Annotated in this window: 20 protein-coding genes and 2 pseudogenes; 16 read left to right on the top strand and 6 right to left on the bottom strand. The window is 56.4% G+C overall.

Annotated features, from left to right (window positions below; all coding sequences use genetic code 11):
- Positions 1-11: 11 nt before the first annotated feature.
- Genes dut through ubiE form a run of 4 tightly spaced genes read right to left on the bottom strand, consistent with a single transcriptional unit; the run spans position 12 to position 4,045 of the window.
- Complete coding sequence (dut, locus tag FPY71_RS00650) at positions 12-458, bottom strand: dUTP diphosphatase (protein WP_149296611.1); 447 nt, start codon at positions 456-458, stop codon at positions 12-14.
- On the bottom strand, positions 459-1,661 hold the full coding sequence (gene coaBC, locus FPY71_RS00645; protein WP_149296609.1) for a bifunctional phosphopantothenoylcysteine decarboxylase/phosphopantothenate--cysteine ligase CoaBC: 1,203 nt from the start codon (positions 1,659-1,661) through the stop codon (positions 459-461).
- A complete protein-coding gene (ubiB, locus tag FPY71_RS00640; RefSeq protein ID WP_188052160.1) occupies positions 1,661-3,259 on the bottom strand; it encodes a 2-polyprenylphenol 6-hydroxylase in 1,599 nt (532 codons plus the stop codon). The genes coaBC and ubiB overlap by 1 nt, the downstream gene beginning before the upstream one ends.
- 6 nt (positions 3,260-3,265) lie before the next feature.
- A complete protein-coding gene (gene ubiE, locus FPY71_RS00635; RefSeq protein WP_149298551.1) occupies positions 3,266-4,045 on the bottom strand; it encodes a bifunctional demethylmenaquinone methyltransferase/2-methoxy-6-polyprenyl-1,4-benzoquinol methylase UbiE in 780 nt (259 codons plus the stop codon).
- Positions 4,046-4,568: 523 nt separating this feature from the next.
- On the opposite strand from ubiE, the gene mutM reads away from it, so the two are divergent.
- From mutM to FPY71_RS00600, 7 genes are all read left to right on the top strand, one after another.
- Positions 4,569-5,465: a bifunctional DNA-formamidopyrimidine glycosylase/DNA-(apurinic or apyrimidinic site) lyase gene (mutM, locus tag FPY71_RS00630; protein ID WP_149296607.1), complete on the top strand. Its 897-nt coding sequence runs from the start codon at positions 4,569-4,571 to the stop codon at positions 5,463-5,465.
- Between the two features lie 205 nt (positions 5,466-5,670).
- Positions 5,671-5,940, top strand: a complete 270-nt coding sequence (gene rpsT / locus FPY71_RS00625) for a 30S ribosomal protein S20 (RefSeq protein ID WP_149296605.1) — start codon at positions 5,671-5,673, stop codon at positions 5,938-5,940.
- Positions 5,941-6,584: 644 nt separating this feature from the next.
- Positions 6,585-7,016, top strand: a complete 432-nt coding sequence (locus FPY71_RS00620; RefSeq protein ID WP_149296603.1) for a rhodanese-like domain-containing protein — start codon at positions 6,585-6,587, stop codon at positions 7,014-7,016.
- Positions 7,013-8,527: a chromosomal replication initiator protein DnaA gene (gene dnaA, locus FPY71_RS00615; RefSeq protein WP_149296601.1), complete on the top strand. Its 1,515-nt coding sequence runs from the start codon at positions 7,013-7,015 to the stop codon at positions 8,525-8,527. Before FPY71_RS00620 ends, dnaA begins: the two co-directional genes overlap by 4 nt.
- A gap of 226 nt (positions 8,528-8,753) precedes the next feature.
- Complete coding sequence (gene dnaN / locus FPY71_RS00610; protein WP_149296599.1) at positions 8,754-9,878, top strand: DNA polymerase III subunit beta; 1,125 nt, start codon at positions 8,754-8,756, stop codon at positions 9,876-9,878.
- Between the two features lie 22 nt (positions 9,879-9,900).
- Positions 9,901-11,037 carry a DNA replication/repair protein RecF gene (gene recF, locus FPY71_RS00605; protein ID WP_149296597.1) on the top strand — a complete coding sequence of 379 codons (1,137 nt, stop codon included), beginning with the start codon at positions 9,901-9,903 and terminating at the stop codon, positions 11,035-11,037.
- A 2-nt stretch (positions 11,038-11,039) separates the two neighbouring features.
- Positions 11,040-11,807: a HesA/MoeB/ThiF family protein gene (locus FPY71_RS00600; protein ID WP_149298550.1), complete on the top strand. Its 768-nt coding sequence runs from the start codon at positions 11,040-11,042 to the stop codon at positions 11,805-11,807.
- 64 nt (positions 11,808-11,871) lie between these two features.
- On the opposite strand, the gene FPY71_RS00595 is transcribed toward FPY71_RS00600, so the two are convergent.
- Entirely contained in the window at positions 11,872-12,873 is a 1,002-nt protein-coding gene (locus FPY71_RS00595; protein WP_149296595.1) for a 2-hydroxyacid dehydrogenase, read from the bottom strand.
- Between the two features lie 200 nt (positions 12,874-13,073).
- Here FPY71_RS00595 and FPY71_RS00590 point away from each other — a divergent pair, with 200 nt between their 5' ends.
- A complete protein-coding gene (locus FPY71_RS00590) occupies positions 13,074-13,625 on the top strand; it encodes an SH3 domain-containing protein (protein WP_246160080.1) in 552 nt (183 codons plus the stop codon).
- Between the two features lie 37 nt (positions 13,626-13,662).
- Here the strand turns inward: FPY71_RS00590 and irrA are convergent, their stop codons facing one another.
- On the bottom strand, positions 13,663-14,115 hold the full coding sequence (gene irrA / locus FPY71_RS00585; protein WP_149296592.1) for an iron response transcriptional regulator IrrA: 453 nt from the start codon (positions 14,113-14,115) through the stop codon (positions 13,663-13,665).
- 312 nt (positions 14,116-14,427) lie between these two features.
- Between irrA and fabA the strand changes: the two genes are divergently transcribed.
- From fabA to FPY71_RS00555, 8 genes and pseudogenes are all read left to right on the top strand, one after another.
- The gene (gene fabA, locus FPY71_RS00580; RefSeq protein WP_149296590.1) at positions 14,428-14,946 is read left to right on the top strand and encodes a 3-hydroxyacyl-[acyl-carrier-protein] dehydratase FabA; all 519 of its coding nucleotides are present in this window, start codon (positions 14,428-14,430) and stop codon (positions 14,944-14,946) included.
- A 33-nt stretch (positions 14,947-14,979) separates the two neighbouring features.
- The gene (fabB, locus tag FPY71_RS00575) at positions 14,980-16,194 is read left to right on the top strand and encodes a beta-ketoacyl-ACP synthase I (RefSeq protein WP_149296588.1); all 1,215 of its coding nucleotides are present in this window, start codon (positions 14,980-14,982) and stop codon (positions 16,192-16,194) included.
- Positions 16,195-16,306: 112 nt separating this feature from the next.
- Positions 16,307-17,158 (top strand): enoyl-ACP reductase FabI, encoded by an 852-nt coding sequence (gene fabI / locus FPY71_RS00570; RefSeq protein WP_149296586.1) that lies wholly within the window; start codon positions 16,307-16,309, stop codon positions 17,156-17,158.
- Between the two features lie 169 nt (positions 17,159-17,327).
- Positions 17,328-17,705, top strand: a complete 378-nt coding sequence (locus FPY71_RS00565) for a hypothetical protein (protein ID WP_149296584.1) — start codon at positions 17,328-17,330, stop codon at positions 17,703-17,705.
- A pseudogene (locus FPY71_RS18815) lies at positions 17,702-18,484 on the top strand (sensor histidine kinase); the annotation flags it as partial. The gene FPY71_RS00565 and the pseudogene FPY71_RS18815, both read left to right, overlap by 4 nt.
- Positions 18,485-18,505: 21 nt before the next feature.
- Positions 18,506-18,967, top strand: a pseudogene (locus tag FPY71_RS18810) (ATP-binding protein); the annotation flags it as partial.
- 81 nt (positions 18,968-19,048) lie between these two features.
- Complete coding sequence (locus FPY71_RS18805) at positions 19,049-20,515, top strand: response regulator (RefSeq protein WP_425457860.1); 1,467 nt, start codon at positions 19,049-19,051, stop codon at positions 20,513-20,515.
- Between the two features lie 18 nt (positions 20,516-20,533).
- Positions 20,534-21,454, top strand: coding sequence for a GGDEF domain-containing response regulator (locus FPY71_RS00555; RefSeq protein ID WP_149296582.1), 921 nt, complete (start codon positions 20,534-20,536; stop codon positions 21,452-21,454).
- Positions 21,455-21,460: the final 6 nt, after the last annotated feature.

Here is a 21,460-nt window from a genome sequence, read left to right as displayed (position 1 = left end):
CATATCCTGAATTAGCGACCGGTCGAGCCGAACCCCCCAGCGCCACGCGCGGTTTCGTCCAGCGATTCAACCTCCAGATAATCCGCCTGCAAAACCGGCGCAATCACCGCCTGAGCTATTCTTTCGCCCCGCGTGACAACAAATGGTTCAGCTCCGAGATTGATCAGAATGACCTTAACCTCTCCACGATAATCCGAATCAACCGTTCCTGGTGTGTTCAGCAAGGTGACGCCATATTTGGCGGCCAGCCCGGAGCGTGGTCGCAGTTGCATTTCAAAGCCCGGGGCAATCTGAAAGCACAGACCGGTCGGCACCATGGCCCGGCCCAGCGGAGGAATTGTCAGCGGTTCTTCCAGAGCTGCAACAATATCCGCTCCGGCGGCCTGCATGGTCTGGTAGTGAGGCAGCGGCAAACCTTCCGCATGAGGCAGACGCAAAACACGCAGAACAGTGGTCATTCAGATAGTCTCCAGCATTTTCGCGAAGTGGCGGGCAAGGCGCAACGCCACCTCATCCTTTGAAAGATCGGGCCATGCCTCCACGCCGTTGCGGGATACGAGCTGCACCTGATTTCTGGTCCCGCCCATGATGGTACCCGACACATCATTGGCCACAATCAGATCGGCACCTTTTTTGTCCAGTTTGATCCTAGCATTTTCAAGAAGATTTCGAGTTTCTGCTGCAAAGCCAACCACCAGCGCAGGTCGGTTTGCTGCGTGGCCAACCGTGGCCAGAATATCGGGATTTTCGACAAGTTGCAGGACCGGCGGCTCATCGCCCTGCTTTTTGATTTTGTGAGCCGCGTTTTCCGCCGTACGCCAGTCGGCCACCGCTGCAACGAACACGCCAATATCGGCAGGAAGCGCATTCTGCACCGCTGCCAGCATGTCTCTGGCTGTTTCCACCCGAACAACATCCACACCGCGCGGATCGGCAAGTGCCACCGGACCGGAAACAAGAGTCACCTGCGCCCCAAGGCGCGCCAATGCAGCCGCCAATGCGTGCCCCTGCTGCCCGGACGAGCGATTGGCAATATAGCGCACCGGGTCCACCGGCTCATGGGTCGGGCCGGATGTCACGACTGCGCGCCGGCCCGCAAGCGGCTTGTCTTCCGGCTCCAGCAAAGCTTCAACCGCGGCCACGATTTCCAGCGGTTCGGACATGCGCCCTTGTCCGCTCTCTCCGGCTTCAGCCATCTCACCCACCGCCGGGCCAATGAAGTGCGCGCCATCCGCCTGCAGGCTGGCGACATTGCGCCGGGTTGCAGCATGGGCCCACATGGCCGGGTTCATCGCCGGGGCCAACAGTATCGGGCTTCGCGTTGCAAGCAGCACAGCCCCCGCCAGATCACCTGCCAGACCTGCCGCCATTTGTGCCATGCGGTCAGCGGTTGCTGGCGCAACCAGCACAAGATCAGCCTCACGCGCCAGTCGGATATGGCCGACATCCTGCTCATCCTCGCGGGAGAAAAGCTCGGTGTAGACTGGTGTTGCAGACAGGGCACCGACCGCCAATGGTGTGATGAACTGCGCACCGGCTTGCGTCAAAATCGGCGTTACTCTGGCGCCACGCTCGCGCAGTCGCCGGATCAGGTCCAGCGATTTATACGCTGCAATGCCCCCGCCTATGATCAGGAGCACACGCTTGCCGGACAGAACCATCAGCCACCTCCGAACACCAGCTTGAGTGCAATGACACCCAGACTCAATGCAATAATCCAGTGTGCAACGCGCCCGGAAACAATGCCGATGCGTGATTCTTTCGACAGCTCGCGGACGGAACTGTCGTTCAAGCGAATGCCATTCTCGACCAGATCCGGCAAATGCTTGCCCAGCACCTCCAGCCCGTCGGCATAGTCTGGCAAGCGACGCGCCATGCGCACCAGCGATTGCAGGATATCGCCCGCTTCCTCAAGCTTGGCGGCGGGCCCAAGCTCGGCACGAATATAGTCTGTGACCACCGGCTCCGCCGCCACCCACATATTGAATTTCGGGTCATATGTGCGGGCCACGCCCTCCACCACGACCATGGTCTTTTGCAAGAGCACCAGTTCAGGGCGGGTTCGCATGTCAAAAAGCTCTGTCACTTCAAACAGAAGCGTCAGCAGATGCCCCATGGAAATGGTTTCTGCCGGCTGGCCATGGATGGGCTCACCAATTGCGCGCAAAGCCTGAGCAAAGGACAAAACATCCTGATGCCGTGGCACATAGCCCGCCTCAAAATGCACCTCCGCCACGCGCTGGTAGTCGCGCTGGATAAAACCATAGAGAATTTCGGCAAGAAACCTGCGGCTGTCGGCAGACAGCCTGCCAACAATTCCAAGATCCACCGCGACAATTGCACCATCAGCCGCAACGAACAAATTGCCCTGATGCATGTCTGCATGGAAAAATCCGTCCCGCATGGAATGGCGCAAAAAGCTTTGCACAAGCCGCACACCAAGACCTTTCAGGTCATGCCCTGCAGCTGCGACACCTGCGACATCGCTCATTTTGATGCCGTCTATCCATTCCATGGTCAGGACATCACGTCCGGTGCGCTCCCAATCCACAGTTGGCACACGAAAACCCGGATCATCCGCGATATTGGCTGCCATCTCCGAAGAAGCGGCAGCCTCCATCCGCAGGTCCATTTCAATCCGTGTGCTTTGCGCCAGCGTTTCCACCACGGCCACGGGCCGCAACCGGCGCGAAGACGGCACAAACCGCTCCATGGAGCTGGCTATGAAGGCAAAGGAATCAAGCTCGCGACGAAATTTCTGCCGCACGCCGGGGCGAATGACTTTGACCGCCACCTTCTGTTCTGTGCCGTCCGCAAGGCGCACCCTTGCCGCATGCACCTGTGCAATGGACGCCGCACCCACAGCATCGCCGAATTCCACAAAAAGATCGTCTATGGTCCGGCCGAGCGAGGCCTCGATAGTGGCGATAGCCTGAGCTTTGGGAAAAGGCGGCACATTGTCCTGCAGAAAGCCAAGCTCAAGTGCGATGGATGAGCCGACAATGTCGGGCCTCGTGGCAAGAAACTGGCCCAGCTTGACATAGGATGGCCCCAGCCGGTGCAAGGCCTGCGACAGGCTCTCCGACCGCGCACGACGACGAGATGAGCGCCGCGCAATCAACCCCGCAAGTCGATGCGCCAGGAGCGGACCAGGCGGCATGCCTTCAGACGGAAGGGCAGAAATCACCCCTTCCCGCGCAAGGACATAGGCCGCGCGAATCATCGCAATGATGCCGTAGATCGGACCTGCCAAACCCATTGCTCCCTACAGCTTCCAGCCGGAATGCATGGCTGCAATACCGCCTGACAAGTTGCGATAGGTCACGCGTTCAAAACCTGCCTCGCGGATGGCGGCGGCAAAATGTTCCTGATCGGGAAAACGGCGGATGGATTCCACCAGATATTCGTATGACGCGCGGTCTTTGGTCACCAGATCGCCAATGGCCGGAATGGCCTTGAATGACCAGAGATCATAGAACCGGTCAACCAATGGCATATCGACTTCCGAGAATTCCAGGCACAGAAAGCGGCCTCCCGGTTTCAGCACACGATAGGCTTCGGCCAGTGCCTTATCGATGCGCGGGACATTGCGAATACCAAAAGCAATTGTGTAGGCATCAAACTCGCCATCGGGCAGCTTCAGCTCTTCTGCATTGCCTTCCACGAAGGTCAGATTGCCATCCAGCTTGCGCTTGCCTGCGCGCTCTGCGCCCACACCCAGCATGGATGCGTTGATGTCCAGCACTGTGCCCTGTGCCGCCCGGTGGGATGCTTCGACAATACGAAAGGCCACGTCGCCGGTGCCACCGGCCACATCAATGAATTTCCAGCCGGGGCGGCGCGAAGGTGCGAGCCAGTTGACGAGGGCATCCTTCCACAACCGATGCATGCCGGCTGACATGAGGTCGTTCATCAAATCATAGCGGCTGGCGACACGATGAAACACCTCATCGACCCGAGCCTGCTTTTCTTCCCGTCCGGATACGGTTTCAAAACCGTAGGAGGTTTCCATACCGTCGGGGTTGTTGATGCGGCTCTGCGACATGATAGCCAGACCTCTCGATTCGAAAAGAGTCACTGATCGATCTCCATAGAGCATTTCCCGTTGAAGCGGTACCGCTTCAACGACAGGACAATGCGACCAGAAAAGTGCCGGTGCGGTTCAGGTGATCGACAGATCACATGAAGCGAACGGTAGCATTTCCCGTTGAAGCGGTACCGCTTCAACGACAGGACAATGCGACCAGAAAAGTGCCTGGGCGGTTCAGGTGATCGACAGATCACATGAGGCGAACGGTAGCATTTCCCGTTTAAGCGGTACCGCTTCAACGTCAGGACAATGCGACAAAGGAAAGTGCCGAAGCGGTTCAGGTGATCGACAGATCACGTGAAGCGAAAGGCAGCATTTCCCGTTGAAGCGGTACTGCTTCAACGTCAGGACAATGCGGACAAAGTCAGTGCCGAGGCGAGTCAGATGACAGGCAGATTATATAAAGCGAACTGCGCCATATCACGGCGCGGTGGAAACGCGTAAAAGCACTCTGTCATGTTCAAATTACCGGATGACTATGCCCGAATTGCCTGAAGTTGAGACTGTCCGCCGTGGGCTTGAGCCTGTCATGGAAGGAGCGCTGGTCGAGCGGGTCGAGCTGTTTCGCCCGGATCTGCGCTTTCCTCTGCCTGTGGATTTTGCCAGCCGAATGGCCGGGCGGCGCATCATCTCGCTTGGCAGGCGGGCAAAATATCTCATGGCCGAACTGGATGGCGCAGAAGTTCTTGCCATGCATCTTGGCATGTCTGGCTCGTTTCGAATTGTGCGGCCGGACAGGACGGACACCACACCCGGTGTGTTTCATTATGAACGGTCACAGATCAGCAAGCATGACCATGTGATTTTTCACCTTGTAACGCGTGACGGTAAAACTCTGTGCGTCATATTCAATGACCCGCGCCGTTTTGGTTACATGAGTCTGGTGGCAAATGCCGATTTGCCCAGCCATGCCCATTTCAGCAGGCTTGGGGTGGAGCCCACGGGCAATGCTCTTTCTCCGGAAGTGCTGGCTGAGCGATTCTCTGGCAAGACGGCGCCGCTGAAGGCGGTTCTGCTGGACCAGGCCATTATTGCCGGACTTGGCAATATATATGTGTGTGAGGCACTTTGGCGGGCACGCCTGTCTCCGCTGAGAAAGGCCGCAACACTCGTGCATGCCGACGGAACGCCAACCCCACAGCTTGTTGAACTGACGGGCCATATTCGGCAGACCATTGCCGATGCCATCGAGGCTGGCGGCTCTTCCTTGAAGGATTATCGGCAGGCAGATGGCAGTCTGGGCTATTTCCAGCACAGTTTTGCGGTCTATGGCCGTGAGAAACATCCGTGTCCGCGCCCCGGTTGCAAGGGGCATATAGACCGGATCGTGCAATCTGGGCGATCCACATTTTTCTGCGCCGTTTGCCAAAGCTGACGCGCATCAACAGGGGGCTGGAAAGGTGTTGACGATGCGGCGGCCTTTCCCTATAAAGCGCGGCATGTTCAGCCGCTTCAAGTGAGGCGGCTTTTAACTTCTGTGCATTTCAATCGAACTGCTCAGGGAACACAGATTTTGACGTGCGCTGCCGATCTGCCTGTTTCAGGTGGTATGGAGCGCGACAGACGAAAGAGACCCTAGGATGGCCAATACCCCTTCGGCCAAGAAGGCTACGCGTAAGATCGCGCGCCGTACGGCTATCAACAAGGCGCGTCGTTCGCGCGTTCGCACATTCCTCCGCAAGGTTGAAGAAGCGATCCTATCCGGCGATGCAGAGGCTGCGAAGACAGCTTTCCGCGCCGCTGAGCCAGAGCTGGCCCGCGCAGTATCGCGCGGCGTTATGCACCGGAACACTGTTTCACGGAAGATTTCGCGTCTTTCCAGCCGCGTTAAGGCAGTTGGCGCTGCCTGAGGTTTAGCCTCACCCAAAAGTAGTATTCAAGGCTCGCTTCGGCGGGCCTTTTTGATTCCCGCATACTGTGGCGCACATTGTCACAGGCTTGACATGAATCAATTGCACGATTCGGCATGGAATCATTACTAGACAGTTTTTATTTCGCAATTTCAGCAGTTTACCGCAGGTCATCACGACTCTTTTCCGACATATTCGCGGCACTCCCCCCTCAGTGAGAGTCAAGCGACTGATGCAAAAATAAACTCAAATATTCTTGTAGCCATTTTTGACGCTACGCCGACCAAACGAAACCGTAAGTGAATCAGCCCATTAAAGAATTTGCCTCCAACGGGGCTTTGTCATCCGTGCCACACTAGACATGTCTCGCTGACATTTTTGGTGATTCGAAGCTTGCCCCAACCTGCCCTAATGCGTAGCTTCCTCTCAGCGACAAGAGCTTGCGAAGACAAAGTGTGGGGACAACGCGTGTTTTCCAGAATAATTTTAAATTAGCTGGAATTCTTATTGATACGCTGAAGTTTCGCATAAATTGACGCTATTCCCTTTTGTGCATCGCCGCGTAGAGCGGATGAGTGCTGCTTTAGTGAACAATTTTTTTTACTGCCCTTCGTCTATGCGACGGGCAACGGGAGAGTATTGTCGTGAGCCATGGCTACGAAGACGACGTGACGGTGCGTCAATGCTGGGACGCGCTGAGCGGCAGTGAAGATGCCTTCCTGATTGACGTGCGCACTGGCGCAGAATGGAACTATGTGGGCTTTCCGCTTGTGTCTGGCGCAGCCAGCCCGCTGTTCATCGAATGGCTGACCTTTCCAACCATGACGGTCAATGCCGCTTTTGCCGAACAGGTTTCGGCAGAGGTGCTGCGCCGCGGGGGCAGCAAACAGTCGAAACTTTATTTCCTGTGCCGATCCGGGGTTCGCTCTATTGCGGGGGCAATAGCGGCAACTCAAGCCGGGTTCGAGCATTCTTATAACGTGCTGGACGGCTTTGAGGGTCCGGCGGACACAGATGGACACAGAGGCAACATCGCCGGCTGGAAGGCGGCCGGATTGCCATGGGTACAGAAATGAGCGGTCAGTTCCCTGCCCGCCTGAGCGGAAAGACACATGCTTCAGCCATGCCAGAAATGAGCCTTCAAAACGGAGTGGACAATCAGATGCGGACAGTGCCGGTGCGCAATGATGATGAGGTGATGGAACGTGTTCGTGCGCGGTTGAAAGCCCAGCTGGGACAGGACATCTACGCTTCATGGTTTCAGCGCATGAAACTGGATACTGTTTCTCGCGGTTCGGTTCAGCTTTCGGTGCCGACAGCATTTCTGAAAACCTGGATCAACGGCCACTATAAAGACTTTCTGCAGCAGATTTTTGCCGAAGAGATTCCCGGGACCATCCGGGTGGACATTCATGTGCGCAGTGCCATCCGCACGGCGCCAGCCGTAGCGCCAGTTGCAGCGATGCCGGTTCCTGCGCCAGCCAACGACGGCGATGTGATGCCGCCGGTGGTGTCGGAGCGGATTGTGCCGCGCACCGGTGCAGATTTCGGCTCGCCACTGGACGGGCGGTACGTGTTTGAAAGCTTTGTTGAGGGTGCAAGCAACCGCGTGGCTCTGGCTGCAGCCCGCTCTATCGCCGAGAACGGCCCGCATTCGGTTCGGTTCAACCCGCTCTTCGTTCATGCCTCTGTCGGGTTGGGTAAAACCCACTTGTTGCAGGCAATAGCCAATGCCGCGATTGAGCGGGCCGACAATCCGCGTGTGGTCTATCTGACTGCCGAATATTTCATGTGGCGGTTTGCCACTGCGATTCGTGACAATCAGGCACTGAACTTCAAGGAAAACCTCCGCGGCATCGACATTCTGATCATTGACGACATGCAGTTTCTGCAGGGACGCTCAATTCAGCAGGAATTCTGCCATCTGCTCAATGCCTTGATTGACAGCGCCCGGCAGGTTGTGGTGGCCGCAGACAGGCCTGCTTTCGAGCTGGAATCGCTGGACCAGCGGGTTCGATCACGGTTGACCGGAGGCGTTTCCATCGAGATGGCGTCGCCTGACTATGATATGCGTCGCGATATTCTCATGACCCGCGTCAGCGCCATGCGCAATGACGATCCGACATTTCAACTGCCCGAGGAAGTCATCGCAACAATAGCTCGCCGGGTTGATGGCTCGGGCCGCGACCTGGAAGGAGCTTTCAACCAGATTGCCTTCCGCCATTCCGTCGGCCAGCCACTATCCTCCGAACATCTTGATGATCTGCTCAATCAGTTGACACGCAGCAATGCGGAAAAGCGGGTTCGGATTGAAGACATTCTGAAATTCGTCTCACGCCATTACAATGTCTCTCGCACCGATATTCTTTCAGCCCGGCGCACGCGCACCATTGTTCGGCCACGTCAGATTGCCATGTATCTTGCCAAGACCATGACCCCGCGCTCTCTGCCGGAGATTGGCCGCAGGTTTGGCGGGCGCGACCATACAACCGTGTTGCACGCCGTTCGCAAAATCGAGTCTGAACGGTCCAATGACCTTAAGCTTTCAGAGGAACTCGACATTATTCGCCGCATGATCGAAGAGTGATTGGCAAAGTTGCGACAGGGAAGCCGGCAGAAATGCTTAAAGTCTTTCAATTCGCAGCCAATGCTCTAAAAGATTGTCATTAAAGGGTCGGCTGCGGCTGCAAAGCGGCGCAATCCGTTCCCAGCTTTTTGAACCGCATCCTGCCGCATAGGGTTTTATCCTTTGGGGCGGGGTGCTTTCGGGCCTCCTGGTCCGCCCCAGAATTGAAACGGTCTGTCGTAAAGCCATGCGTATCATTATCGAGCGTTCCAATCTCCTCAAGGCACTCGGCCATGTGCATCGCGTTGTCGAGCGGCGCAACACGATTCCAATTCTGTCCAATGTTCTCTTGAAAAGCGAAGAAGGTGCGCTGCGGCTCAAGGCAACAGATCTTGATATTGAGGTCACCGAGCGCGTGGTGGCAATTGACGAGCAGCCAGGCGCAACCACTGTGCCCGCCTATCTGCTCTATGACATTGTGCGCAAATTGCCGGATGGCTCTGAGGTCAACCTGACCACCAATGAAGAGGGCAGCCAGCTCGTTGTCAGCTCCGGTCGCTCGCGGTTTCGCTTGCAGTGCCTGCCGGAAATCGATTTTCCGGACATCACGACCGGTGTTTTCAGCCACAGTTTCAAACTGCCTGCTGCTGCCCTTGCGCGGCTGATAGAGCGCACGCAATTTGCCATTTCAACGGAAGAAACGCGCTATTATCTGAACGGCATTTTCTTCCACACGATCGAATCCGAGGGCAGCCTGAAGCTGCGGGCCGTTGCGACTGATGGCCATCGCCTGGCACGCGCCGAGGCAGATGCGCCTTCTGGATCCGAAGGGATGCCCGGCATCATTGTGCCACGCAAAACTGTGAGCGAGTTGCAGAAGCTGATTGGCGATGCTGATGACGAAAGCGCTGTGGATGTTGAGCTTTCCGAGTCGAAGATCCGGTTCACCATCGGCGACGTGGTTATCACTTCCAAACTGATTGATGGCACATTTCCTGACTATCAGCGGGTCATTCCAACCGGCAACGACAAGGCACTGGTCCTGGACCGTCAAAGCTTTGCACAGGCGGTTGACCGGGTGTCGACCATTTCATCCGAACGCGGCCGCGCTGTTAAGCTGGCCGTTTCGCAGGGTCAGTTGGTTCTGACCGTCAACTCACCCGATTCTGGCACGGCGACCGAAGAACTGCCCGTTGGCTACGATGCGGATGAGATAGAAATCGGCTTCAACGCTCGTTACCTGCTGGACATAACCAGTCAGCTTTCGGGTGAGGAATCAGTGTTCATGCTGGCTGATCCCGGCTCACCGACGCTGATCCGGGACGGCGGCGATTCTGGAACGCTTTACGTCCTGATGCCGATGCGGGTCTGAGATTCAGGGCCGGGTCGCGCAAATGGCGCGGGACGGAAACCGCATCACGCAACTGCGTCTGGTTGATTTTCGCAACTATTCCAGCCTGACCCTGGACGTGGAATCGCGCTTTATCGTTCTTGCGGGCGACAATGGCAGCGGCAAAACCAATCTGCTGGAGGCAGTCTCTCTGCTGACACCCGGGCGTGGATTGCGACGCGCCACCTATCCGGAAATGGCGAATTTGACCGGCAGCGGTGGTTTTTCTGTGCGCGCCGGTGTGCTGGATGAGCAGGCTGACAGTGTTGATGTGCTGACAATGATGCGTCCCGATACAGCATCCGGCCCGCAACGGCAGGTGCGAATCGACGGCACAAATGCCCGCAGCGCCGACGAGCTTCTGGCGCTTGTTCGGCTGTTGTGGCTGACACCTGCAATGGACGGGCTTTTCACCGGCCCGGCGGGCGATAGACGCCGCTTTCTTGATCGCCTTGTCCTGACCTTGCATCCTGAGCACGGGCGCCATGCCACAGATTACGAGCGGGCAATGCGCAGCCGCAACCGGCTGCTGGCGGAAGACCGGCGTGATGAAAGCTGGCTTTCCGCTATCGAATCGCAAATGGCTGAAACCGGGCTGGCCATTGCGCTTGCACGGGCAGAAACCGTGCACCGTTTGAAGGCTGCGGTATGCGAAGGCTTTGGCGCCGGTGCCGGTTTTCCCATTGCCGGGCTGGAACTGGCCAGCGGTTATGGCCCGGTGGACCTTTCACGCGCGGCAGTGGATGTGGAAGACGAGGTTGCCGGCCGGTTGCGCAGCAACCGGCCCCTGGACCGTGCGGCAGGGCGAACATTGGAAGGGCCACATCGCTCGGACCTGCTTGTAACCTATCTGGCAAAATCCATGCCGGCAGCACTGGCTTCCACTGGTGAGCAGAAAGCGCTGCTTATCGGGCTGATTCTTGCACATGCAGAGCTTGTTCTTGCAACCAGCGGCATTCCCCCTATCCTGCTGCTGGACGAAGTCGCTGCGCATCTGGATGCAGGCAGGCGCGCGGCGCTTTTCGACATTCTCGACCATCTCGGGGTACAGAGTTTCATGACCGGAACGGACTACGCGCTGTTTTCAACTCTGGAAGGACGGGCGCAGATTCTGTCCATAGCCAACGGGTCTTTGACGTGAGCTTGTCCACCCCATTCTCTCCACCGGAACTGGAGCGTTACGCCCGGCATATTATGCTGCGTGAATTTGGCGGACCGGGTCAGCAGGCTCTTAAACGCGCCCGAATACTGCTGATTGGCGCCGGGGGCATCGGTTCACCGGCGGCGCTATACTTGGCAGCAGCAGGCGTGGGCACCCTTGGAATTGTTGATGATGACACGGTGTCACTGTCCAACCTGCAACGCCAGATCCTGCACGCAACCGATGATATTGGCCGTTCCAAGCTGGACAGTGCGCAGCACAAGCTTGCAGCGCTCAATCCGCATGTAAAAGTTGAAGGCCATGCCGTTCGGCTAAGTGAAGCCAATGGCAGTGAAATAGTCGCGGCCTACGACATCGTGCTGGACGGCTCCGATAATTTTGCGACGCGCTACCTGGTGGCAGACCTGTGCGAAGATGCCAAAAAACCGCTGGTGCAGGCGGCAATCGAGCGCTTTTCCGGTTCGTTGACGGTTTTTGCTCCTCATTTGCGCAACGCTGCGGGAGAGCCTTACCCTACGCTGCGCGATCTGTTTCCGCATGCGCCACCACCGGGTTCTGTGCCAAGCTGTGCAGAGGCAGGCATTCTGGGGGTCATAGCCGGAATTCTCGGCACTATGGCAGCAACGGAAGCAATCAAGCTGGCATGCAATCTGGGAGACCCGCTTCTGGGTCGCCTCCTGCTGGTTGACGCCCTGCGAATGCGGTTTGAAGAAATTTCCTATGGGCGGCAAAATCCCGCTGCGGAATGATCCAGGTCTGTGTCTGTTGCATTGTGCTGCCGGTCAATCGATCCCCGTTCCAGCGGGAATTGATCTAGGCCCGGTTCGGCAAAATTCGGTCCGGCGGGCGGTGCCCATCCATGAAGGTGCGGATGTTGATGATCACTTTCTCACCCATATCAATCCGCGCCTCACGTGTGGCCGACGCCATGTGTGGCAGCAGAATAACGCGGTTTTCCTGAGCAAGCCGCACCAGACGCGGATCCAGTGTTGGCTGCGCCTCAAACACATCCAGCCCGGCGCCACCAATCTTTCCCTGCTCCAGAAGATCAATCAGCGCAGGTTCGTCGATAATTTCCCCTCGCGCCGTGTTGATCAGGAAGGCTTCCGGCTGCATGAGGCTCAAACGTCTGCGTGACAGCAAATGATAAGTGGCAGGCGTGTAAGGGCAATTGACCGACAGAATGTCCACCTTCGGCAACATCTGGTCCAGGCTGTCCCAATAGGTTGCCGCCAGTTCAGTTTCCGTTTTGCTGCTGACGGGTGAACGGTTGTGATAGTGAATCTCCAGACCGAAAGCCCTGGCGCGCCGGGCCACCGCAGTGCCAATACGCCCCATTCCCAGGATTCCGAGCTTTTTGCCCGACAGGCGTTTGCCCAGCATGAAATCTGGCGACCAGCCCGGCCAGGCCCCGTCGGACAGAAGTTGCCGGCTGCCTTCAACCAGGCGGCGTTGACCCGCCAGAATCAGGGCCATAGTCATATCCGCCGTGTCTTCGTTCAGAACATTGGACGTATTGGTCACGGTAATGCCAGCGCGGTGTGCGGCGTCTATATCGATATTGTCTGTGCCGGCACCGTACTGGGCAATCAGTTTCAACCGGGGGCTGGCATGGCTCAAAAGCTCTGCGTCAATTGAGTCTGAAAGCGTGGGCACCAGCACATCCGCGGTTTCCACAGCAGTCTGCAATTCCCGACGGGTCATTGCCCGATCATGCCGGTGCGCAATCAGGTCAAACAATTCTGCCATACGCTTTTCAATGCCTTCCGGCAGTTTGCGCGTCAGGGCAACAACCAATGTACTGTTTTCAGTCATCCGCGGGCACGGCCTCCTCTACGCGTACACTTGCGCCCTGAATAGCACAGGATCAATACAAAACGATGCGAACAGCGTGTGGAAAGAATGGGTTGTTAACCCAAAATATTCGATAATCCGATTGCGGCTCCGGGTTCGAACATCCGCATATGTACCAAACCTCCCGGAGCCATCAAACTCGCAATGAAGAAAGAGCCGCTGTGGGACGTCAATTCATCAACCGATCAATCGCGGTTCTCGCGGCTTTCATCCTGTATGCTGCCCCAATCAGCGTGGCGCAATCCCAAGATGCCACTGCAAACGACACCGCCGCAGCCTCTTCCAGCAGATTGCCCCTTCCCCGCTTTGTTTCCCTGAAAGCTGAACGCGCCAATCTGCGGGTCGGCCCCGGGCGCGACTTTCCGATATCGTGGCTGTTCACCAAACGCGGCCTGCCCATGGAAATCATTCAGGAATTCGAGCAATGGCGGCGTGTGCGCGACAGTGAGGGCTCTGAGGGCTGGATTTATTATTCGTTGCTGTCTGGCGAACGGTCAGCGATAGCCGCCCCGTGGCTGTCTGGCCAGGACGTGCATATTGACGTCCGGCGCAACAATGTCGAGGAGGCCGCAGTGGTGGCCAGGCTGGAGCCCGGCGTGGTGATGAAGGTTGAGAACTGCACCGGAACATGGTGCCGTGTGGATGTGGCGGACCGCAAGGGCTTTGTTGCGCAAAACCAGTTGTGGGGCGTTTACCCGGACGAGGTGTTCTAGAACCGGGCCCGCCGGAATATGGCGAGAAAATCGCGCTTTAAACGCGCTTGCGACGAAGCCGGACCACCACGTCAACATTAACAATTTCCATGCCTTCAGGTGGCTCCGGAAGATTGTCGATGGACAAGGTGCCATCGGGAATGTCCAGCATCATATTTTCTTCTTCCAGGAAGAAATGGTGATGGTCAGAGGTGTTCGTGTCAAAATAAGTGCGCTGGCCCTCTCCCGAGAGCGGGCGTACCAGGCCAACATCGGTGAACTGATGCAGAGTGTTGTACACCGTGGCCAGTGAAACGGGTTCGCCTGCCTTGTGCGCTTCCTCGTGCAGTTCTTCAGCAGAAAGGTGACGGTCGCCAATTCCGAAGATCAGATTGCACAATGCAACACGCTGGCGTGTAGGACGCAGCCCGGCGGCACGCAGGCGCTCAAACACGCAGAAAGAGGCATGCTGCACAACCGCTGCGGACTTACCCAATGTCTGATCACCCATTGCATTCACCATTTATAACTTGACTGCGTTTGTCCACTTTTACGAATAATCGTTCACACATGCAAGAGATAGTCTTTCTAAGGTGGAAAAACAAATCTTATCCCGATGATATGGGTATCTGAGGAAACGAATTCATACATGGTACATGTAATTTTATGAATTTACGGTGCCCAACTGGCAGCATAGGTTTGTTACGGGATTTGCCCCGTGTCCTAGCCGTGCTATGGGCGTTTGAAAAATCAAAGGCAATGGGCCAGCTTTCATCCGCTGTTCCTCATGCCTCAGGTAAGCGGAAGAGTGGCAGGCAGTACCATGGAAACCAGACAGACGCAGTTCAGCAAGGACGAAATTCTCTCCTGCGGCCGGGGAGAGTTGTTCGGCCCTGGCAATGCGCAGCTGCCCCTGCCGCCAATGCTGATGTTTGACCGGATCACAGAGGTCAGTGAAACCGGCGGTGAGTTTGGCAAGGGCATCATCCGCGCGGAGTTCGACGTCAATCCGGATCTCTGGTTTTTCGATTGCCATTTTCAGGGCGATCCGGTCATGCCCGGCTGTCTGGGGCTGGATGCCTTGTGGCAGATGACCGGCTTTTTTCTTGGCTGGCTCGGAGAGCCAGGCCGTGGCCGGGCCCTGGGTGTGGGCGAGGTTAAATTTACCGGTCAGGTTACACCGGACGTCAAACTGGTTGAATACGGTGTGGAGTTTCGCCGCGTCATGCGCTCAAAACTCAAGCTTGGCATTGCAGAAGGCTGGATGAAAGCCGATGGCGAAATCATCTACCGCGCAAGCAATTTGCGCGTTGGCCTTTTTCAAGACCAGGATGCGGCATAAGCCGCTGGCAGCATCGGTAAAGGAACGAACCATATGAAGCGTGTCGTCGTCACCGGAATGGGTATTGTCTCCTCCATTGGCAACAATGTTGAAGAGGTTGCTCAATCCCTCAAGGAATCGCGTTCCGGCATTACCTTTTCGGAAGAATATGCCGAACTGAACTTCCGCTGCCGGGTTTATGGCAAGCCGACGCTGGACCCAACAACCCTGCTTGACCGGCGCGCACTGCGCTTTCATGGAGGTGGCACTGCATGGAACCATGTTGCCATGGATCAGGCAATTGCCGATGCCAAGCTGACCGAAGACATGATTTCCAACCCGCGCACCGGCATCATCATGGGTTCGGGTGGCGCATCGACCCACACGATTGTGCAGGCGGCGGACATTACGCTCAACAAGGGCGGGCCAAAGCGCATCGGGCCGACCAGCGTGCCAAAGGCCATGGGCTCCACCGCCTCTGCAACGCTGGCCACATGGTTCAAGATCAAAGGCGTCAACTATTCCATTTCTTCGGCCTGCGCCACGTCCAATCACTGCATTGGCAATGCGTATGAGACGATTCAGGTTGGCAAGCAGGACATCATATTCGCTGGCGGCTGCGAAGAATTGAACTGGACCCTCTCGTCGCTGTTTGACGCGATGGGCGCTATGTCGTCAAACTTCAACGACAATGCATCCGTTGCCTCCAGAGCTTATGACAAAGACCGCGACGGATTTGTCATTGCCGGCGGTGCTGGTGTGCTGGTTCTGGAAGAGTACGAACATGCGGTGGCGCGTGGTGCGCACATCTATGCGGAAGTGGTTGGCTATGGCGCCACATCCGACGGCTATGACATGGTGGCACCTTCCGGCGAAGGTGCCGTGCGTTGCATGCAGCAGGCTCTGGCCAGCGTGGACACTGCCGTTGATTACATCAACCCGCATGCCACCTCGACACCGGTCGGCGACCGCATGGAAGTTCAGGCAATTCGGGAAGTCTTTGGCAACAATATTCCGCCAATTTCGGCAACAAAATCACTGACCGGCCATTCACTGGGCGCAACGGGCGTGCAGGAGGCAATTTATTCCCTGTTGATGATGCGCGACAAGTTCATTGCCAAAAGCGCCCATGTTGATGAGCTGGATCCGGAATTTTCCGACATCCCCGTCGTGCGGGAACGCATCGACAATGCCAAAATTGACACGGTTCTATCCAACTCCTTCGGATTTGGTGGAACAAATGCCACGCTGGTCTTCCGCCGCATCTAACCATTCGCGAAAAGTGGTCTGAACTTCGAATTGCGGTAAAAAATAAAGGGTTTCGGGCGTTTATGGGATCGAGCCTGTAAATACCGGACAGGAACAGAAACAGGGGATGGCCATGGGCGACCTGATGAAGGGAAAGCGCGGCCTTGTAATGGGCGTCGCCAACCACAACTCCATTGCCTGGGGCGTTACAAAAGCGCTTGCCGGGCAAGGTGCGGAACTGGCTTTGACCTATCAGGGAGACGCATTCGGCAAGCGGGTGCGTCCACTGGCGGAAGAAGTGGGCTGCAATCTTCTGATGAATTGCGACGTGGAAGACATTTCCACCGTTGATGAGGTTTTTGCTACTCTTGAACGGGAATGGGGCAAGATTGACTTTGTTGTCCACGCCCTGGCCTTTTCCGACAAGAACGAATTGAAGGGCCTTTACGCAGATACCACCCGTGAAAACTTTGTCCGGACAATGGTGATCTCCTGCTTCTCCTTCACCGAGATTGCCCGCCGCGCAGCGCGGATCATGAACAATGGCGGCTCATTGGCAACCCTGACCTATGATGGTTCGCAGCGCGTCATGCCGAACTATAATGTGATGGGTGTAGCCAAAGCGGCTCTTGAAGCCTCCGTGCGCTATCTGGCTGCAGATTTTGGTCCGCGCAATATCCGGGTCAACGGCGTTTCCGCAGGCCCGGTGCGCACACTGGCAGGCGCCGGAGTTTCCGATGCAAGATTGATGCTGAACTATCAGCGACGCAATTCGCCGATGCGCCGGAATGTCACCATTGATGAGGTCGGCGGAGCCACGCTTTATCTTCTGTCTGATCTGGCAAATGGCGTAACCGGCGAAGTTCACTATGTCGATGCCGGCTACAACATCATGTCCATGCCGGCGCTGGATGAACTTAAAACACAGGAACGCCATGCGGTGATTGCCGAGGGCGCAGACACCGTCAAGGAAGACGTCGCTTAAACCAGACTTCAGTTCCTCCTGCTGTTTTGGGGTATTTTCGCTTTTTCGTGAAAAAGTGAGAATGCCCCAAATTGCTATATATTTCTGGTAGAAATCATCGTCATAATTATCCTATGTAGACATTATACCAAATTAGTCGGTAGTGGAGCTATAAAGGGTGGGCGGCGAATTGGCACCAAGCACTCAGATTGCAGAGGCGGAGTGCCTCGCAAACGGGGAACGCAGTCAATTCAGTGATTTTATCCCGGCTTTCGCGCTTTTGGCTGCGGGGCTGATTGCCCTGTTGATTGCTTTTGCGGCGAGCTCGGAAGACCGCGGACAGTATGTCATTGTAACTGCGCCCTGGGCCGATACTGTCCAGACAATCCGGCAGATTTCATCCACCGGCGGTGGCTTTCTGGAGTTCGGGGGCTTTTCGAACATCGTCCTTGCGGCGTCGTCTGATCCGGATTTTGTGTCGAGCATGCAGGCAGAAGGAGCTTGGCTTGTTCTGCCGCTTCCCCGCCTCGCAGGGTGTTTTGCGTTAAGTGGCGAGGCTGAGAAATGAACACGGAATTGAATGGTTTGCGCCAGTATTTCGGGCGTTTCCTGGTCTATCTGCTTTGGGCGCACGTCCCGGTTCTGTTCATCGTTGGCATGATCACCGGCCAGTCGGCTGTGTCCGGTGCTCTGGCCGCAGCGTTTCTTGCAGGTGTTTACCACATAACTTGGTTGCGCAACGGCACCGCGCCGGTGACACGCTATGTGTCTTCCGTCGCGCTTGTTCTGGAACCTGCATTGTTGCTCTATTTGCTGCGCGGCCAGCCATGGCAAATGGATATGCACATGTACTTTTTTGCCATGCTGGCGCTGACCATTGCCTGGTTTGACAAGCGCGCGGTGCTTATAGCCGCTGTCGCCATTGCCCTCCACCATTTGCTTTTGTTGTATCTGCTCCCCTATGCGGTTTTCCCCAGTGACGGCAACCTGTCGCGCGTTCTTCTGCACGCCGCCATTGTTGCATTCCAAACCGCCGTGCTGGTCTGGCTAAGTGTTATGGTCGCCAACAGTTTTGCCCGCATCAGCCGGATGAGCGAGGAAATTGTGGCCAAGAATGATGCGTTGGAACAGCGCACCAAAGAGGCTGAAGACGCAAACGAAGCCAAGAGCCTGTTCCTGGCGAATATCAGCCACGAAATCCGCACACCGATGAACGCCATTCTCGGATTCTGCCATCTGGCGCAGCGCACAGACCTGGACCCAAAACAGCGAGACTACGTTACAAAGATCAGCAATGCTGCCGGATCGCTTTTGCGGCTCATCAACGACATTCTGGATTTCTCAAAAAATGAAGCTGGCAAGCTGACGATGGAAACGCATCCGTTCGAACTGCGTGCGTCTGTTGAAAGCCTGCGCGCTCTGATGGCTACGGAAGCCGACGCCAAGGGCGTGACGATTGTTGCGCAGATTGATGACGCCATTCCCAAATCGCTGCTGGGCGATGAGCTGCGCTTCAAGCAGGTGATCCTCAATCTTTTGACCAATGCTGTGAAATTCACCCAGAAAGGCGATGTCACAATTGCCGCGCGGCTGCGTTCGCTGGCGGAAAACACGGCCACAATCGAGGTATCGGTTCGCGATGCGGGCATCGGCATGACCGCCCAGCAGCAGGCCTCGCTGTTCCAGTCCTTCAATCAGGCAGACAATTCCACGACGCGCCGTTTTGGCGGCACCGGACTGGGACTTGCCATCTGCAAACAGATCGTCGAGCAGATGGGCGGCCAGATCGGGGTTGCCAGCGAACTGGGCGTTGGCAGCACTTTTACATTTTCGCTTGAACTGGCTCTCGACAACAGAAGCGCTGATGAAGCCTGCGTACCATCAGACGCATTTTTGCAATTGCGCATTCTTGTGGCCGATGACAACCCGGCTGCCCGCCAGATCATTCAGGAAATATTCCTGGAATGGGGCCTCAATGTCGATCTGGTTGCTTCCGGCCCGGAAGTCATTGGCGCCATGGAAATTGCGGCCTCGGCAAACAAGCCTTTCGACGTTGTTCTGCTGGACTGGAAAATGCCCGGCATGGACGGCATGGAAACTGTCCAGGCAATGCGGTCAAACACGGCCATCAAGAAAAAGCCAATCATCGTCATGATTACGGCTTATGGAAATGATGAGTTCATCAACGAAGCAGAGAAAGCCGACATTGCAGCTTTCATTTCCAAACCTGTTGAACCAAAGGGCTTGTTTGACACAATCACCAATCTGATCACCGCCACGACCGAGCGAGACGGAGCCTCCGCGCCTGCTGCGCCTGGTTTGCCGATGGTGCAGCCGGAGTTTTCCGGGTTGCGCGTATTGCTGGTGGAAGACAATGAGATCAACCGCGAAATTGCCATCGAACTGCTGACAGATGCCGGTTTGGTGGTTGATACGGCTGAGAACGGCCTTATTGCCTGCGAACGCGTTGAGGCAGAGGGTTTAAGATACTCGGCAGTTCTGATGGATGTTCAAATGCCGGAGATGGACGGCCTTGAAGCGACCGGGGTTATCCGACGGACATGGGATGCCGAAAAGCTGCCGATCATTGCAATGACGGCCCATGCTTACGAGGAAGAGCGGCAAAGATGCTTTGCCGCGGGAATGAATGATCACATAGCCAAGCCGGTTGACCCCGATGCCATGGTGAAAACCCTGAACCGCTGGCTGAAGCTGCGGCAGGTCACCGCAAAGGCAGAGGCTCCGCCTGCGATGGTTGAGGTGAAGGCGGTCGAAACCGGCCTGCCCGATGATCTGCCCCCATTTGGAATCAAGGCTGCTTTGAACAGAATGAACGGCAAAGTGCCGCTCTTGCGCAAGCTGATCATCAGTTTTGGCGAACGATATGATGATGTGGGCGGTGATCTGCTGAAACTGATCCAGGCCGGCGACATCGCCGACGCAAGGCGGCTGGCGCATACGCTGAAAGGTGTGGCTGGCTCTCTGGAACTTCTGGAGGTTCAGGAAAAGTCTGCCGCGATTGAGCGTAGGCTGGCGTCTGACGAACTGGATGGAATTGGCGACAATATTGCAGAGCTGAAGCTTCTGGTGGAACCGGCAATCGCAGCCGCACGACGACTCTCGCCCGCGGTTGTGGCGCCGCAAGCGCCCGCGGGAATCGCGCTGGATCGGCAGGATTCAAGCGCGGAGCGTGACCAGCTTCGTGATCAGATCAAGCGCCGCAGCCTGCAGGCCAGAGGCGGTTTTGATGCATATGCCGCAGCCGTAGGCCTTAATGGGCAGGACGCAAAGCAACATCCGATCCGGCTTGCACTGGATCGGCTGGATTATGATCAGGCCCTGATCCTTCTTGACCGTGAAACCGCTCTGAATGCCTGAAGTGGATTGTGAGAGCACATGACGCACAAGTCTACAATTCTGATCGTGGATGACGAAATTTCGAATATCGAAATTATGAACGCCATTCTGGAAGATGATTACGAGATTTGCTTTGCCACAAGTGGCGAGCAGGCGCTGGAGATTGCACGCACTATATTTCCCGATCTCATTCTTCTCGACATTCTGCTGCCGGGAATTGATGGATTTGAGGTGTGCCGACAGCTTAAGACAGATGAGTTGATGGCCGATGTTCCGGTGATTTTCACCACCGGGCTGGGCGACACGGAAGATGAAGTGCGCGGCCTGATGCTCGGCGCAATCGACTATGTTACCAAGCCCATTCAGCCCATCATCCTGAAGGCCCGTGTGGGCAACCATGTGGAATTGAAGCGACTGCGCGACCAATTGGCCGAAATTGCAGTGACCGATGCCTTGACGGGTTTGAGCAACCGACGCCGGCTTGAGCAAACCCTGAAAACCGAAACCTCCCGCCTGTCGCGAAACGAGGAGTATCTTTCGGTTATCATGGTGGATATCGACTTTTTCAAACAGTTCAACGACACCTACGGCCACCCCGCCGGAGACAGATGCATCACCATGGTTGCTTCTGCCATGAACCGCGCTGTCAAACGGACCTCTGATCTTCCGGCAAGATATGGCGGGGAAGAGTTTGCCTGCGTTTTGCCGGGTGCCGATGCCGATATGGCGTATTCAGTGGCTCGGGAGATTCAACAACAGGTGCGCGCCCTGAACATTCCGCATCAGAAATCCGATATTGGCCCCTATGTGACCGTGAGCATGGGAATTGCAACAGCGCGGTGCCTGCAAGGCATGACTGCAGACATGTGGACGCATCACGCCGACAGCCAGCTTTATATCAGCAAAAGCAATGGCCGCGACCGCATCACCCAGACCACATTTGAAGCAGATCACGCCTGAACCCGT

It is taken from the genome of Aureimonas fodinaquatilis (assembly GCF_008369445.1).
Taxonomy (GTDB): Bacteria; Pseudomonadota; Alphaproteobacteria; order Rhizobiales; family Rhizobiaceae; genus Aureimonas; species Aureimonas fodinaquatilis.
This window is presented reverse-complemented; position numbering and strand designations above follow the sequence as displayed.